The organism is Paraburkholderia sp. GV068 (genome assembly GCF_003058125.1).
Classification (GTDB): domain Bacteria; phylum Pseudomonadota; class Gammaproteobacteria; order Burkholderiales; family Burkholderiaceae; genus Paraburkholderia; species Paraburkholderia graminis.
Genome location: NZ_QBUB01000015.1, coordinates 137726 through 151866 on the forward strand (window position 1 = coordinate 137726; position 14141 = coordinate 151866).

Genomic DNA, 14141 nt, shown 5'->3' on the forward strand with positions numbered 1-14141 from the left:
TCCAGTGTCAGCACTTTCGACAGGTGCAATAGCGGGGCGAGAGACCCGCTAACGCTAATTCACCCGCACGCTCCCACTTCGCCGCAGGCCGTGCAGAAGTCGCATCCGTCCTTGCGGATCACGGCGTTCGCGCCGCACGATCCGCATTTGCGACCGAGCATCGTATGCAATCCCGGCATCACGCCGGGCTGCGTCAATTCCGCTGTGTGCGCGTCGCCGGGAGCGGGACGGATGCCGAAGTCCGCGGACAGCGCCGTTTCCGCTTTCATCTGTCCGCGCGGCAAACGTGCGAGCAGACGCGATGGAACCTGATTGCCCTCGGCGTCGAGAAAACCGCGGCGATGCAGAATCTGCTGGATCGCAAACGCGAGCGCGGCCACTTCCGAATCGTGCCAGCGCGGCGTGCGATGACCGTCCAGACGCTGCACTTCACCAAGCCGCACTTGCCCGCGATCCCACGAGACCTTGCGCATGTCCTGCAGATTACGCGCGACGAAACCGCCACGCGCGGCGAGCGACAGCGAACGCATGGTCGCCGTGATCCATTGCTGCGATTCGTCGCGCTGACCGGTCGGAATGAAGAACTCGATGGGCCGCTCGATCGTCACGTCTTCACCGCCGAGACGTCCGGTCACTTCAATGAACGACACCGCCACGTACAGTGATTTTTTGCCGGCTTGCGTCAGGTACTCGACCTTTTCGATGATCGCCGGCAATTCGCCTTTCGGCCGATGATCGATTGCGATTCGCAATGGATCGAGATCGCTTTCGGCGAGCGTGTCGTCGGCTTGCGCCGGACTCACGCTCAGCACGGCGCCGAGCGTTTCGTTCGGGCGATAAGTCGCGAGACCTTTCAGGCCGCTTTTCCATGCATCGAAATAGAGGCTTTCGAAGGCTTCGAACGGATAGTCGGCGGGTACGTTGACGGTCTTCGAGATCGACGTGTCCACGTAAGGCTGCACGGCCGCCATCATGTCCAGATGATCGCGCGCGGACATCTCCAGCGCGCTGACGAAGTAGTCGGGCAGCCTGGTCACGTCGCCGCCGAGCTCGCGATAAAGCCGGTACGCGTAGTCTTCGACATCGAACGATTCGCGGCCGCCGTCGGCCATCACCTTCATGCGCGTGTAGGTCCACGAGAAGGCCGGCTCGATGCCGTTCGACGCGTTGTCCGCGAACGCGAGGCTCACGGTGCCGGTCGGCGCGATCGACAGAAGATGGCTGTTGCGGATGCCGTCGCGGCGAATCGCTTCCTTGATGTCCTCGGGCAGCCGCGACGCGAAGGTGCCGGCTTCGAGGTAGCGCGCGGCATCGAAAAGCGCAAACGCGCCGCGCTCCTTCGCGAGTTCCACCGACGCGCGATACGCCTCGTCGCGCATCAGCCGCGCAATGCGCACCGCGAAGTCGCGGCCTTCCTGCGAGTTGTAGCGCAGCCCGAGCATCACGAGCGTATCGCCGAGACCCGTAAAGCCCACGCCGATGCGGCGCTTCGCGCGCGATTCGTCGTATTGCTGCGGCAGCGGCCACAGCGTGACGTCGAGTACGTTGTCGAGAAAGCGCACTTGCGTGCGCGTGCGTCGAGCGAGGCCGTCCCAATCGAACGAAGGCTCGCGGCCTTTGAGTTGCGCGAACGGGTCGATCACGAAACGCGTCAGATTGAGCGGCCCGAGATTGCAGCAGCCGTAAGCCGGCAACGGCTGTTCGCCGCACGGATTGGTCGCGCGAATCGTTTCGACGGCACGCAGGTTGTTGTCCTCGTTCATGCGCGAGATGAACACGATGCCCGGTTCCGCGACGTCGTACGTGGAGCGCATGATGCGATCCCAGATCTCGCGCGCCGGCCGCTCGCTGTAGACCCACAGGCCGTCGTCGCGCTGCCGCACGTCGCCGGCCGCGCGTAGCGCCGGCGACGGTTCCGCGCGATGCACGAGTTGCCACGGCTGGTCTTCTTCGACGGCGCGCATGAATTCGTCGGTCACGCCGACGGACACGTTGAAGTTGTTCCAGCGTCCCTTCGAATGTTTGGCCTCGATGAATTCGAGCAGGTCGGGATGATTGCAGTCGAGCACGGCCATTTGCGCGCCGCGCCGCGAGCCGGCGCTTTCGACCGTGCGGCACGACGCGTCGAACACATCCATATAACTGCACGGACCGGACGCCGACGAACTCGTGGTGTGAACCCGCGCGCCCTTCGGCCGGATCGCCGAGAAGTTGTAGCCGACGCCGCCGCCGCGCCGCATGGTTTCCGCGGCTTGCAGCAGCGCGACGTAGATGCCCGGCAGCCCTTGTTCGTCGACGCCCTGAATCGCGTCGCCGACCGGCTGCACGAAACAGTTGATCAGCGTGGCGGCAATGCCGGTGCCCGCTGCGCTCATGATGCGGCCCGCGCCGAGCGCACCGTGCCGCAGATTGTCGACGAAGAGCGCCTCGACCGATTCGCGCAGCGCTTCCGGTTCCGCCTCGGCGACGCCGCGGGCGACGCGCTTGAAGACGTCGTCGGCGGATTGCTCGTCGCCTTTGGCGTATTTCTCGAGCAGGACGTCGGTGGAAAACTGCTGGGGAGCGATGAGCGGAGCAGGGGGCGCGCTGGCTGCGCGAGTCTCCGGCCGGGTCGACGTGTGCGGCGTGTCTTCTGCCATGGTGTGCCCTCAAACGGCGCCGTGCCGCGCACGGCGCGATGGGTGGAGATGCGCGTCACTTTACCGCCGGGCGTCGGGCCGGCAGGGTGATTTGACGCAAGCAGGTCCACCTTAACGCACGCGACGAAGGGCCGCAATCGGGGCGGTTTTCATGCGCGCGGCGGCGTTAGGGACTCGACGGCGGAGTCAGCGCGAGCGGGCAGGTGCAGGGCACGCGTGACGGCACGCGCGACGGCGCGCGTGGGCAGGATTGATGGCGAAATCAGGCTTCGGCGGGCAGCGCGCCGAGAATTTCCGCGCAGATCATCGCGGAGGCATTCGACGGCGCCGGGCGCTCGGCCGGTTTAAAGACGGCATCGCCGCGGCGAATCTTGCGGCGCGATACCGCGCAGGTTCCCGACGTATGCGCCGACCTGCGACGCCACCGCTGCTCGCCGTAATGACATCGTCCGGGCTCGACCCAGCGGATCACCAGCGTGGTGTCGGAGCGCTCGAGGATCTCGATGCGTATGCCGTTAGTACCGTCAAGGGGGATGGACTCCAGGGTCATCATCGTCGGCTCCGAATTTGTGGTGTGCCCGAATTTAGTCCCCCAACGGCTGCAGAGCCATTGTGTCTACGTTGAAACACTGTTCCCCAATTAGCAACAATCCGACTTGACTTTCGACGGCACTCGAATTGGCGGGGCTTGGCGAAGGGCGTGTCGCCCAAAAATGAGATAAGAGCGCTTTTTGCAACGCAGTGTTGTAGCTGGCGAGACAGCCAAAGCGGGCCGCAAGGGCCTTGCGCGCTTCCATTAAGATGTCGTTGTTTATTGGGCGAGCGCGTCCCGCAGTTTAGCGGGTTTGCTTTTTTCGGGTCGGCTCGCGCGCATACCGGCATCCACACACGAACCACATGAATTCACGTCCCCCCGTCGGCCCGTCCAGATCGACGCACCCGCCGCGCTCGTCGCATCCGACTCAGTCGCTGTTGACGCCCGAGCGCGTCAAAAAACAGAGGGCTGCTTCGCTCGCGCTGTACATCGGGCTCGTGCTGCTCGCGTTGTGGGTCGTGCGCGACTTTCTTCCGGTGGTCGGCTGGGCCGGCGTGCTGGCGATCGCGCTATGGCCGCTTCTGCGCAAGGTCGAAGGCAGCCGCTGGCTGACCGGGCGCACCACGCTGATTGCTGCCGTGCTGACGCTGGCGATCGCGTTGCTGGTGGTGTTGCCGGTGGGCGTGGGCATCGCGCAGGCGTTGCGCGAAGCGCATGACCTCACCGACTGGTTCAAGGCCGCGCAGGAGAACGGCATCGCGATGCCGGACTTCATCCACCGTTTGCCGTTCGGCGCGCACCAGGCCGAGGCGTGGTGGCAAGCCTATCTGACGCCGCCGTTGCGCGACTCCGCGGCGATGAAGGGCTTGCACAGCACCACGGTCGTCACGCTTGGCCGCCATTTCGGGGCGCGTGCCGTGCATGCGGTCACCGTCTTCGCGTTCATGCTCGTGACGCTGTTCGTGATCTTCCAGGCGGGGCCGCGTCTGTCGGGCGCATTGGCGAGAGGTCTGCAACGCGGTTTCGGCGAAGACGGCGCGCAACTCGTCCAGCGGATGGCAACGGCTGTGCGGGGCACCGTGTCGGGGCTGGTCGTGGTCGGACTCGGCGAGGGCGCGTTGCTCGGCGTCGCCTATTTCGTGACGGGCTTGCCGCACGTCGCGCTGCTTGCGCTGATCACCGCGATTGCCGCGATGTTGCCCTTCTGCGCGCCGATAACCTTCAGCCTCGCCGCGTTGTGGCTGTTCTCGCAGGGATCGGTCGCGAGCGCGATCGGTCTTCTGGTGTTCGGGTCGATCGTGGTCTTCGTCGCCGAGCATTTCGTGCGGCCGGTGTTGATCGGCAATTCCACGCGCCTGCCGTTTCTGCTCGTGCTGTTCGGCATTCTGGGCGGCGCGGAGACCTTCGGGCTGCTCGGCCTCTTCATCGGCCCCGCGCTGATGACGGTCTTGATGGTGCTGTGGACCGACCTCGTGCAATAGCCCGGCCGGGTGTCGTCCGATTCGCGATTTTCGCGAGTGCTTTACTGATTCAAGGCCGCTGGTTCGACGGATGTTCCTGCGCCGGCAGCCTCGTGCAACCGAGCGTGTATTTCAGCGCGCCGGGCAGCAGGGCGCTCCACACGTCCCACGTATGGCCGCCGTCGATAATGCGCAGCGCCGCCGGATTGCCCGCCAGGCGAAGCTGCGTATAAAGCAGTGATGCATCGGCCTGGATCGCGAGGTCGTCGTCGCCGGCAGCGATGAAGACCGGCACGCGATACGGCCGGCTCATATACCGCTCCCACTGCGCCGGGTAGTTCAGCTCGTGCCAGATCCGCGGATCGAACTGACGTTCGCCGAACACGCCGACGCGGCGCGCGGCCGAACCGCGCGGCGGTTCGTCGGCGTAGATGGCCGGGCTCAGCAGCAGCGCGCCGCAAAAGCGCTCGGGCTGCGTCATCACGTAGCGCAGTGCGCCGAAGCCGCCCATCGACACGCCGCCGATCATGCGCCCCGCGCGCTGCGTCGACACCGCGTAGTGCGTTTCGATTTCGGGCAGCAGATCGTCGAAGAACGCCGTCTCCATTTTTTCCTTGCGGTCCACGTACCAGTCAGTGCCGCCTTGCGGCATCACGACGGCGAGCGGCGGAATATCGCGATGTTCGATGAGCGCGTCGACGGTGCTTTGCAGATGGCCGCGGCTGATCCAGTCGTTGGCATCGCCGTTGTTGCCGTGCAGAAGATAGATCACCGGAATGCGCGCGGCGTCGGGGCGATAACCGGTCGGCAAATAAAGCGTGTAGGACCAATCGCGTCCGAGCGCGGACGAATGGAAGCTGCGGGTCGTCACCGTGCTGGCGAACGACGAAGTGCCGCACGCGGCGCACAGAACAGTCAGCGCAAGGTGTAGGAATAGGCGCATGTCGAGGTGGAAACAGTCACGGCGGACGGCGGCCAACGCTGAGTCATAGCTCAAAGCTCAGAGCTGACCCACACATGTTACGGCGACGTCCGAAGCCGCGTGCCTACCATGCGCATCACGAGCCGCTTGAGCGGCTCCGTCCCACACGCGACGGCAACGAGCGCCGTGATCGCGCACGCGTCGGCGAGCAAGCCTAGCGGATAGTTCAGGTAACCGTCGGTGGCGGCATACAGCACCGAGTCCACCACGAGCGAGATCACCGCGCCGGCGATAAAGCACAGCAGACCCTTGCGCCCGATGAGCCCAATCAGCGGCAGAGACTGCGCGAGCTTTCTTGCCCAGCCCGCCTCGATCAGCTTGGCCACGAGCCACGCGATCGCGAGGAAATTGACCGCGCGCGAGTAGGACAGATTCTGTTTGAAACTCGGATCGAGCGGCTCGACTTCGACAAAGAGCTTGTAGTACGCCGCGACCGCCGCCACACAGCAGGCCGCGAGCGTCACCAGCCAGCCGAGACGGTGCTGACTCACGCGCTGATAGACCGGCTGGCAACGCACGAGCGCGCCGAGCACGAACAGCAACTGCCAGGCGAATGGGTTGAAGTCCCAGTGCATGTCCGGCGCGGCAGGCAGATACGCGTTGATGGCCGGCGCGCCGGCCCACAGCGCGACGCTGCCCGTGAGCAGCAGCCACGGTTTGCTGCGCGCGAGCGGCAGGATCATCGGCACGAGCAGCGCGAAGAAGGCGTACATCGGCAGCACGGACGCGAGATAAGGCTGACGGCGGAACAGCAGGATATCGCGCAACGCGGCGACGGGCGTGTCCATCAGGTCGTCGAGATCGGTGATCGCGAGATTCGGCGCCTCGACGTTGAACGCGTTCAGGACCGCGCTCACGAGCAGCATGAGGCCGGCGGTCACGAGAAAGGCGCGGTAGATTTCCAGCGAGCGCCGCAGGAAGCGGTTGCGCGCGATCGATTCGCTACGCCGCTCCGCGAGCGCCGCGTAGGCCGTCGCGGTTGCGAAGCCGCCGAGAAACACGAACACCTCCGCGGCGTCGCACAGCGCGTACGCATGCAGCGTGACGCGCGACAAGATGCTTCCGCCGATGTGGTCCACCACGATGATCAGCAGAACGAGTCCTCGGAAAAAGTCGAGCTCGATTAAACGCGATTGCGAAGCTTGCATTGTTTTTATGCCCAAAGCAGCCCCGTGCGACGGCGCGCTCTTTAGCGCGTCGGGCGTCTCACAAGGCTTTGGAATAGTGGGTTGATGCTGTTGCTGCAGCGGCGTTGCTGCGCTGAACCGCGCGTTGCCGCCGTAACGGACCGGCCTCAAAGCCGGCGCGCGCACGCGCTTGCATGAAGCAGTAAAAATGACCCTGACAGCACGGCGGAGTTCCGCCTCGGTGCCGCGAAAGTCGCCAATTATATTTCTTTCTGTGACAAGTCTGCTTGGCAGCGCACATTGCAAACGCAGTGCTGGCGGAGCCTCGGCGGAATGGACGTTTAAAGACAGTGGAGATTTCGCAACGTTTCGACACATCCAGGCGACACCCAATGGACGGACGCGTTCCGGCGTGTGAGGATTTCCCGTAAGCGCGTCGGACTTGAAGAAGCGCGTTGTCGTAGGGTCAAGAAGAACGCGTCAGATCGAGTTAGGCCGATTACTCGAGTGCAGGGGGATCGTCATGAACAAGCAAGTGTTCGCGCTGGCCGTTTCCACGGCTGTGTCCGCCGCCTTCAGCACGCCGGCTTCGGCGCAGACGAGCGTCACGCTGTACGGCGTACTCGACGAAGGCATCAACTACACGAATAACGCGGGCCGAGGACATGTGTACGAGCTGGCAAGCGGCTACGCGCAAGGCAGCCGCTGGGGCTTGAAGGGCGCGGAAGAACTGGGCGGCGGCCTCAAAGCCATTTTCCAGCTCGAAAACGGTTTCGACGTCAGTTCGGGGCGCCTGAATCAGGGCGGCCGGATGTTCGGGCGACAGGCTTTTGTGGGCTTGAGCGCGGAGCGCTATGGCGTATTGACGTTCGGGCGGCAATACGATTCAGTGGTCGATTATCTGGCGCAAACTACCGCGAATGGCAATTGGGCCGGCTCGCTTTTCTCGCATCCCTACGATAACGACAATACCGATAACTCGTTTCGCCTCGACAACACCGTCAAATACACAAGCCCGTCGATTAGCGGCTTTCAATTCGGCGGCACGTACAGCTTTAGCAACGACACGAATTTCGGCAATAACCGCGCCTATAGCGTGGGCGGGCAGTATGCGTATGGCGGCTTGCTGGTGAGCGCCGCGTATTTGCAGGCCAATAATCCGGGCAATGGTGCGAATGGTGCGATTACGGCTAACGACGCAAGCTTTATCGCGGCTCGCATGCGCGTGTTCGGCGGCGGCATTACTTATAACTTCGGTCCGGCCACGGCGGGTTTCGCGTATAGCAAATCGAGCTATTTGAATCCGACCGGCAATGGCTATCTCGGCATTACGCCACTCGTGCCGCCCGGCGTATTGCTGAACTCGTTGAAATATCAGAACTTTGAATTGAACGGCAAGTATCAGATCTCGCCGATGCTGTTTGTCGGCGCGCAATACGTCTATACGATTGAAAACTTCGATGCGTCGAGTGGCGGCGTCAAACCGAAAATCCACTCATTTGGACTGATGGCGGATTACAACCTGTCCAAGCGGACCGACGTCTATATTCAGGGTGAATACCAGCAAGTGACTGGCGACTCGACGTATTCGATACTCGATGAGGCGTTTATACCAGGCGCGCAAGCGCCGTCATCGACGTCGAAACAGGTTGTGGTGCGCGCTGCGATCCGGCATAAATTCTAGAGTTTCATGCCGGGTGCCTGAACTGCGTTCAATTCATCAAAACGTTTTGAACCAGAATGCCGACCATCACGCCGGCGGGAATACCAAAGCTTCTGCCGCGAAGCGTCGCGCTCAGGTCTTCGTCGAGAATGAAACTGCAGCGGCGCTCGCGCCAGACGGTTTTATACAGAAGCGGCTTGGTGCCGGCGACGAGCACTGAAATGACCGCTGTTGCAATCACTTGCTGGATTGCATGCAGCTTCGCCATGAGAGGCACAAATTCGCCGCTGACGCAGAGCACGACCATGATCGCGGTAGCGACGACAGCGCCAAAGAAAAAACCGCCCATGAAACGGTTGGCCGATGTAAGAGAATCCACGTTGAGCCTCGACTTCTTCATCGCCCGGAATGCAGGTTGACGAAGCAAAAATATTCTGAAGGGAAGGGTTCCGTTTGAGTTTTCCGGCGGGAGCGTGGCGCGCCGCCGGTCAACGTCAAAGCAACGTAAGAATATTTTTTTTGCGTTCCTCAACCTATCGTCCGTTTCCTAATCGGGCTTGGGAAAATTCCTAAAGCGAGTGTGGCGCGACGTGACCCGACGCGATCAAGCGTCGAACAGGTTCAGCTGTGCGTACTGCAACAGCATGATCGTCTTGCCGTCGACGATCTCGCCGCGCTCGACCATCGCAAGCGCTTGTCGGATTGGCAATTCCAAGACCTCGATGTCCTCGCCTTCGTGTTCGAGACCGCCGCCTGCGCCGACCCGCGCGAGCGCATCGTATTCGGCGACGAAAAAATGCAGTTTCTCCGTGACCGAACCGGGGCTCATGAAGGCTTCGAACACTTTGCGCACTTCATGGACGCGATAACCGGTTTCTTCCTCGACTTCGGCCCGAATCCGCTCTTCCGGTGAAGCGGACTCCAGCAGACCCGCAGGTGTCTCGATCAGCATCCCGTGATGACCGTTGACGAACGCGGGCAAGCGGAACTGCCGCGTCAGCACGACCATGCGCCGGCGCGGTTCGTACAGAAGCAGCGTCGCGCCGTTGCCGCGGTCGTAGGTTTCGCGGCTTTGGCGCTGCCAGGAACCGTCGGCGCGGCGATAGTCGAAGGTGGTCTTTTTCAGCACATACCAGTCGTCGGAGAGCACTTTCACGTCCACGATTCGTACTCGTTCCGCGGTTTCATTCATGGCTCGTACCTTTGATTGGTTGGTAGTGGTTAGGCCGACACGCGAATCATGGTATCGTGCAGTATCGTGCAAAAACAAGAAATTTCGTGCAATGGACGGATCGCGCGACCCGTCTGCCGGAGACGAGCGTGCTTACATCGCAGAGAAAACAGTTGATCCTCGAGGCGCTCAGGCGCGACGGGCAGGTCGTCGCCAAGACGCTTAGCGCGGATTTCGACGTGTCCGAGGACACCATTCGCCGCGATCTGCGCGAACTCGCGGCGGAAGGGCAGCTCCAGCGCGTGCACGGCGGCGCTTTGCCGGCGTCGCCGGCAGCGGTGGATCTCGCCGGGCGCGAGCGGATCGAATCGGCGTCGAAGGCGGCCATCGGGCGCGCCGCGGCGGGCATGATCGCGCCGGGGCAAATCGCGTTCGTCGACGGCGGCACGACTGCTGTCCAACTCGCGCGACACCTTCCGCGTGACTTGCGTGCGACGATCGTCACGCATAGCCCGAGCATCGCCGTCGAACTCGCCGGGCATGCGCAACTGGAAGTGGTGATGATCGGAGGCCGGCTTTTCCGGCATTCAATGGTCAATGTCGGCGCGGCCGCCATCGAAGCGCTCAGCCACATCCGCGCCGATCTGTATTTCATGGGCGTGACCGGGGTACATCCGCAAGCCGGCCTCAGCACCGGCGACATCGAGGAAGCGCACGTGAAGCGCGCGCTCGCGGAGCACGCGGCGGAGACGGTGGTGCTCGCATCGGCGGAAAAGCTCAATGCGGCGTCGGCGTACCGGATCGCGGACGTATCGGCGGCGAACACGATCGTGGTGGAACGCGGCACGGCCGAGACGCTTACCGCGCCTTTCGAAGCGCTGGGCCTGACGGTTGTGCGCGCGTAGAGGTTGGCCGCTGCAATCGCTTCGGCACGCGCCCTGAACTCCCGCCCGTCGAGCCGCTCAAACCGATCGCGCAGCAGCCCCGCATGCGCCTGTTCTTCCGCCGTCTCAGCCTGGCTTCTTCCACGGAGATTTCATGAGCAATCGCGCGACGCAGATCCTTCCTCATCATCGCTATGTTCATTCGCTCGGTGCGCCGCTTGCCTGCGTGCAAGGCACGATCACGAAGGTGTTCGCGAGCCCGGACAACCACCACGGCGCAAATCATCAGCACCTGATCGTGAAGATCGACAAGGTGTTGAAGTTTGAAGGCGGCACGCAGAATCTCGTCGGCACCGAGGTGTTCATTGCGGTGCGCTTCGGCGATAACGAAGGGCTCGCCGAGGAAATCCCCGGACTCCAAGCCGGGCAGCCCATCGAGGCGCAGGGCGAATACATCCCCGAGGCAAGCGCCTATCCCACCGACGACAACTCCAACCCTGTACTGCCCGTGCTCCACTTCACTCATCACCCCGTGGGCTACGTGTCATACGCGGGGCATTACTACAGCTAGCGGCTCGCCGCGCGTTCCGCGCGAGCACCATCGCGTTTTTCGAACCGGCAATTCAAGTTCTCGCGCCAGCGTGCCGTTAAGCAGATGGCGTCGATGGCGCTGCCCATGCGGCCCGGTTTTGCCGCGTGGTTGTGCGCACAACGAGACACGCAGACGCTGTTGGTAACGTTTGTATCAGACTGTGTGGCGCACGCGTTTTCTGTTAATCGCACTTTACAATCCGGCTGGAAATTTAATCGTAGTCTGGCCGTCCGCGGAAAAGTGGCTGTGTAAGCGCCTGAATCCGCCGTCGCCCGCGCGAAGATTCGACGTACGGAGCGATGCAACGAACAAGGCCAGCCGGCAATACAACGGTGAGGGTGCCAGCACGCTCGCCAGGCCGCGATGCGAACGGCGGCGCGTCAGCGCGACGCGCGCGTGCAGGCGGCAAGGCGGCGTCCGGCCCGCCTACAGAACAAGCAGGAGCCGAACATGATGGGAAAGGGTTTCGACAGGGCAGTGATGGCAGGCATCGCCGGCGCCTGGCTCGCGCTCGCGATGAGCGGTTGCGCCGGCGTCGGGCAGCCGGGCGCGCAGACCGGCGCAGCAGCCGCTTCGGGTGTGTCCGCGGCAGGCGCGGCGAATCTGCAAGGCACGGCGGGGATGTCCGCGTCGGCGAGTGCGGCCGCTTCGGGCGACACGCCTCTGGCTGCGCCCCTCAAAAAGGCGCCGCCGCTCGTTTATCGGGTGAAGCGCGGCGACACGCTCGCGCGCATCGCGCAGAGCCATCATTGCAGCGTCAAGCAGTTGCAGGCATGGAACGGCCTGAAGGCGTCGTCGCGATTGAAGAATGGTCAGGTGCTGCGCGTTGCATCGCCGGAAACCGTGCAGGCGGTTAATGCGGCTAATGCGGCTGCGGCAAAAGCTGCGGCGGCGTCGAGTGCGTCTGGCGCGCAGGCGTCGGCGCCATCGGCAGCTATCGCGCAGCCTTCGCCCGGTCCCAGCGCCGCCGAAGCCCGCGAAGTCGCGCAACAAAGCATGCGTCATGCAAACGGCTTGTCGTTGGCATGGCCCGCGGGCGGCCGCGTGGTCGAAGCCTTCCAGCCGGGCGAGACGCGCGGCATCGAGATTGGCGGCAAGGCGGGCGATCCGGTTCGCGCGGCCGCCGACGGCAAGGTCATGTATGCCGGCACGGGCCTGAACAGCTACGGCAGTCTTATCATCGTGCAGCACAACAAGGACTTCCTGACCGCGTACTCGCATAACCGCAAACTGCTGGTCAAAACCGGCGAGATCGTTCGACAGGGCCAGCAGATCGCCGAGATGGGCGACGAAAACAACTCGCGCGTGTCGGTCGGTTTCGAGTTGCGCCGCGACGGCAAACCGGTCGATCCGATGCCGTATCTGCCGCAAGGACGCGGCTAAACGCAGCGCGCGGCTGTGCTGTGGGTGGCCTCAGTCGAGCCACCGCAGCGCCGCCGCGACGATCGCCTCGGGCGCGTCTTCCTGCATCAAATGGCCCGCGCGCGGCACCGCCTGAAAGCGCGCGTGAGGAATCAGCGCGGCCAGACGCCGGCCGCGCTCGAGCGGAATCCACTGGTCCTCTTCGCCCCACAGAATCTGCGTCGGACAACGCATTTGCGGATAGCGCGATTCGACTTCATCGGTATAGCGCTGATCCATTTGCGCGATCTGCCGGTAGAACGCGGCTTGTCCCGTCGCGCCGAGCCACGGCGTGACGTACGGCGCGAGTTCTTCATCCGTGATGTCGCGTGCAATCGCGCCGCGCACATAGGCGTTCACTACGGCTTCGTGAATATACGGCGGCAAACCGGCGAACGCATCGCCGTGACGGCGCACATGCTGCACGAACGGCGAGCCCCACGGCGCCAGCGCGACCGGATCGATCAGCGTCAGGCTGCGATAGTCGCAACCGTCGATAAGATGCGCGCGCAACGAAGTCGCTCCGCCGAAGTCATGCGCGATCACATCCGGGCTCTTCAATTGCCAATGCGCGAGCAACGCGGCGAGCAAGGCGTTCTGGACGCCAAGCGACACGTCCTGGCCGTCACGCATCTCCGACTGACCGTAGCCGAGCAGATCGTAATAGTGCACCGTGCGAATCTGCGCCAGATGCGGCGCGATGCGATGCCACACGTACGATGAGAACGGCGTGCCGTGCACGAGTACGAGCGGTGGCCCGGTGCCCGTCACATTGAAGCGCACGGTTTGATCGCGGAACGTGTAGGTCTCGGGAAGCGGCCAGTCGGTCATGGCGGTGATCGGTGGTGACGAGGTCCGCTTACCTTAACAGGGCTTGTGATTGGCTGCAGGACGCACCAAGGACAATGGAACGCCCAGTCACCTCCCGCAAAAGCTCACCATTGATTTGTTCAGCAAAACCAGGCAATTCAGCCGATGCCATGCTTCGACGCGCTCACGCCGCATGCTCATACGAACACGCAGCGTCGATGATCCTTACGAATCGCGCACGAATCACCTTCAAATACAGCGATTTTCCACGTGCACATTGAAGAAAGCCTGGTAATCCTCTATACAGCAATCAAGGTCGCGCCTAAACCGCGACGCCTCATCGCCGCAAATTCCGCAGACTCACCCACATTTAACGGTGAGGAAATCCGGGAGCCCAAACGCAGCGCGCTCGACTCAGACCTACTTCGTCTGCGCCCCGCGCAACACCTGCGAGACCTGACCATGCAGATGGAGGATGCCCGGATCGGCCTGCAGCAGCGGCAGATAACGCGGCAGAAAACTGTTGTTCGGCTGATCGGCGGAAAAGAGACCGGTGACGGCTTCGACCGCGGCGAGGCGGTCGGCGGCATCGGCTTCCTTGTCGTCGAGTATCTCGTCCACGTTCGCAATGATGGTGGACAGCGGCGTCAGCCAGCGAAACCCGGAACCGTTGATCAGCACCTGCAGAAAAGCCGCCGGCGTGACCGGGCCGAATTCTTTTTCATAGGCCGCGCGTTCGTGATCGAGTATCGCCTTATGCAGCGCGAGCAGCGGCTTGCGGATGTCCGAGAGGAATTGGGTGCATTGCGGGTCGTTCATGATGCGTCTCCTTCGGATAGTCAGATAGTCAGTGCAGTCGCGTCATGCTAGCAAAATT

13 protein-coding genes are annotated in these 14141 nt (G+C 63.0%); 5 read left to right on the plus strand and 8 right to left on the minus strand.

What is annotated here, in order from left to right; all coding sequences use genetic code 11:
- Positions 1–59 precede the first annotated feature (59 nt).
- Together C8K18_RS26555 and C8K18_RS26560 are read right to left on the minus strand one after the other, a co-directional pair.
- Positions 60–2639 carry an adenosylcobalamin-dependent ribonucleoside-diphosphate reductase gene (locus C8K18_RS26555; RefSeq protein WP_107710342.1) on the minus strand — a complete coding sequence of 860 codons (2580 nt, stop codon included), beginning with the start codon at positions 2637–2639 and terminating at the stop codon, positions 60–62.
- Between the two features lie 262 nt (positions 2640–2901).
- Positions 2902–3189, minus strand: a complete 288-nt coding sequence (locus tag C8K18_RS26560; RefSeq protein WP_029968727.1) for a DUF3331 domain-containing protein — start codon at positions 3187–3189, stop codon at positions 2902–2904.
- 347 nt (positions 3190–3536) lie between these two features.
- Here C8K18_RS26560 and C8K18_RS26565 point away from each other — a divergent pair, with 347 nt between their 5' ends.
- A complete protein-coding gene (locus C8K18_RS26565) occupies positions 3537–4655 on the plus strand; it encodes an AI-2E family transporter (RefSeq protein WP_107710340.1) in 1119 nt (372 codons plus the stop codon).
- A 49-nt stretch (positions 4656–4704) separates the two neighbouring features.
- On the opposite strand, the gene C8K18_RS26570 is transcribed toward C8K18_RS26565, so the two are convergent.
- Positions 4705–5577, minus strand: a complete 873-nt coding sequence (locus C8K18_RS26570; RefSeq protein WP_053860274.1) for an esterase family protein — start codon at positions 5575–5577, stop codon at positions 4705–4707.
- 77 nt (positions 5578–5654) lie between these two features.
- Positions 5655–6764, minus strand: coding sequence for an OpgC domain-containing protein (locus C8K18_RS26575; RefSeq protein WP_107710338.1), 1110 nt, complete (start codon positions 6762–6764; stop codon positions 5655–5657).
- 502 nt (positions 6765–7266) lie between these two features.
- On the opposite strand from C8K18_RS26575, the gene C8K18_RS26580 reads away from it, so the two are divergent.
- On the plus strand, positions 7267–8427 hold the full coding sequence (locus C8K18_RS26580; RefSeq protein ID WP_053860276.1) for a porin: 1161 nt from the start codon (positions 7267–7269) through the stop codon (positions 8425–8427).
- A gap of 28 nt (positions 8428–8455) precedes the next feature.
- Here the strand turns inward: C8K18_RS26580 and C8K18_RS26585 are convergent, their stop codons facing one another.
- Complete coding sequence (locus tag C8K18_RS26585) at positions 8456–8938, minus strand: hypothetical protein (RefSeq protein ID WP_244231025.1); 483 nt, start codon at positions 8936–8938, stop codon at positions 8456–8458.
- 72 nt (positions 8939–9010) lie between these two features.
- Positions 9011–9598, minus strand: a complete 588-nt coding sequence (locus C8K18_RS26590; protein WP_107710336.1) for an NUDIX domain-containing protein — start codon at positions 9596–9598, stop codon at positions 9011–9013.
- Positions 9599–9726: 128 nt separating this feature from the next.
- On the opposite strand from C8K18_RS26590, the gene C8K18_RS26595 reads away from it, so the two are divergent.
- The 3 genes from C8K18_RS26595 (at position 9727) to C8K18_RS26605 (ending at position 12436) form a co-directional block, all read left to right on the plus strand.
- Complete coding sequence (locus C8K18_RS26595) at positions 9727–10482, plus strand: DeoR/GlpR family DNA-binding transcription regulator (protein ID WP_107710424.1); 756 nt, start codon at positions 9727–9729, stop codon at positions 10480–10482.
- A gap of 133 nt (positions 10483–10615) precedes the next feature.
- Positions 10616–11032, plus strand: a complete 417-nt coding sequence (locus tag C8K18_RS26600; protein ID WP_029968743.1) for a hypothetical protein — start codon at positions 10616–10618, stop codon at positions 11030–11032.
- A 471-nt stretch (positions 11033–11503) separates the two neighbouring features.
- Complete coding sequence (locus tag C8K18_RS26605; RefSeq protein ID WP_375135820.1) at positions 11504–12436, plus strand: peptidoglycan DD-metalloendopeptidase family protein; 933 nt, start codon at positions 11504–11506, stop codon at positions 12434–12436.
- A gap of 30 nt (positions 12437–12466) precedes the next feature.
- Here C8K18_RS26605 and C8K18_RS26610 read toward each other — a convergent pair whose 3' ends face one another.
- Both C8K18_RS26610 and C8K18_RS26615 read right to left on the minus strand, forming a co-directional pair.
- The gene (locus C8K18_RS26610) at positions 12467–13285 is read right to left on the minus strand and encodes an alpha/beta fold hydrolase (RefSeq protein WP_107710334.1); all 819 of its coding nucleotides are present in this window, start codon (positions 13283–13285) and stop codon (positions 12467–12469) included.
- Between the two features lie 399 nt (positions 13286–13684).
- A complete protein-coding gene (locus C8K18_RS26615; RefSeq protein WP_006053024.1) occupies positions 13685–14083 on the minus strand; it encodes a hypothetical protein in 399 nt (132 codons plus the stop codon).
- Between the last annotated feature and the right edge of the window lie 58 nt (positions 14084–14141).

Excerpts from the sequence above, each read along its gene's own strand:
- C8K18_RS26555 (WP_107710342.1), bottom strand. The coding sequence starts at position 2,639 with ATGGCAGAAGACACGCCGCACACGTCGACCCGGCCGGAGACTCGCGCA.
- C8K18_RS26560 (WP_029968727.1), bottom strand. The coding sequence starts at position 3,189 with ATGACCCTGGAGTCCATCCCCCTTGACGGTACTAACGGCATACGCATC.
- C8K18_RS26565 (WP_107710340.1), top strand. The coding sequence starts at position 3,537 with ATGAATTCACGTCCCCCCGTCGGCCCGTCCAGATCGACGCACCCGCCG.
- C8K18_RS26570 (WP_053860274.1), bottom strand. The coding sequence starts at position 5,577 with ATGCGCCTATTCCTACACCTTGCGCTGACTGTTCTGTGCGCCGCGTGC.
- C8K18_RS26575 (WP_107710338.1), bottom strand. The coding sequence starts at position 6,764 with ATGCAAGCTTCGCAATCGCGTTTAATCGAGCTCGACTTTTTCCGAGGA.
- C8K18_RS26580 (WP_053860276.1), top strand. The coding sequence starts at position 7,267 with ATGAACAAGCAAGTGTTCGCGCTGGCCGTTTCCACGGCTGTGTCCGCC.
- C8K18_RS26590 (WP_107710336.1), bottom strand. The coding sequence starts at position 9,598 with ATGAATGAAACCGCGGAACGAGTACGAATCGTGGACGTGAAAGTGCTC.
- C8K18_RS26600 (WP_029968743.1), top strand. The coding sequence starts at position 10,616 with ATGAGCAATCGCGCGACGCAGATCCTTCCTCATCATCGCTATGTTCAT.
- C8K18_RS26605 (WP_375135820.1), top strand. The coding sequence starts at position 11,504 with ATGATGGGAAAGGGTTTCGACAGGGCAGTGATGGCAGGCATCGCCGGC.
- C8K18_RS26610 (WP_107710334.1), bottom strand. The coding sequence starts at position 13,285 with ATGACCGACTGGCCGCTTCCCGAGACCTACACGTTCCGCGATCAAACC.
- C8K18_RS26615 (WP_006053024.1), bottom strand. The coding sequence starts at position 14,083 with ATGAACGACCCGCAATGCACCCAATTCCTCTCGGACATCCGCAAGCCG.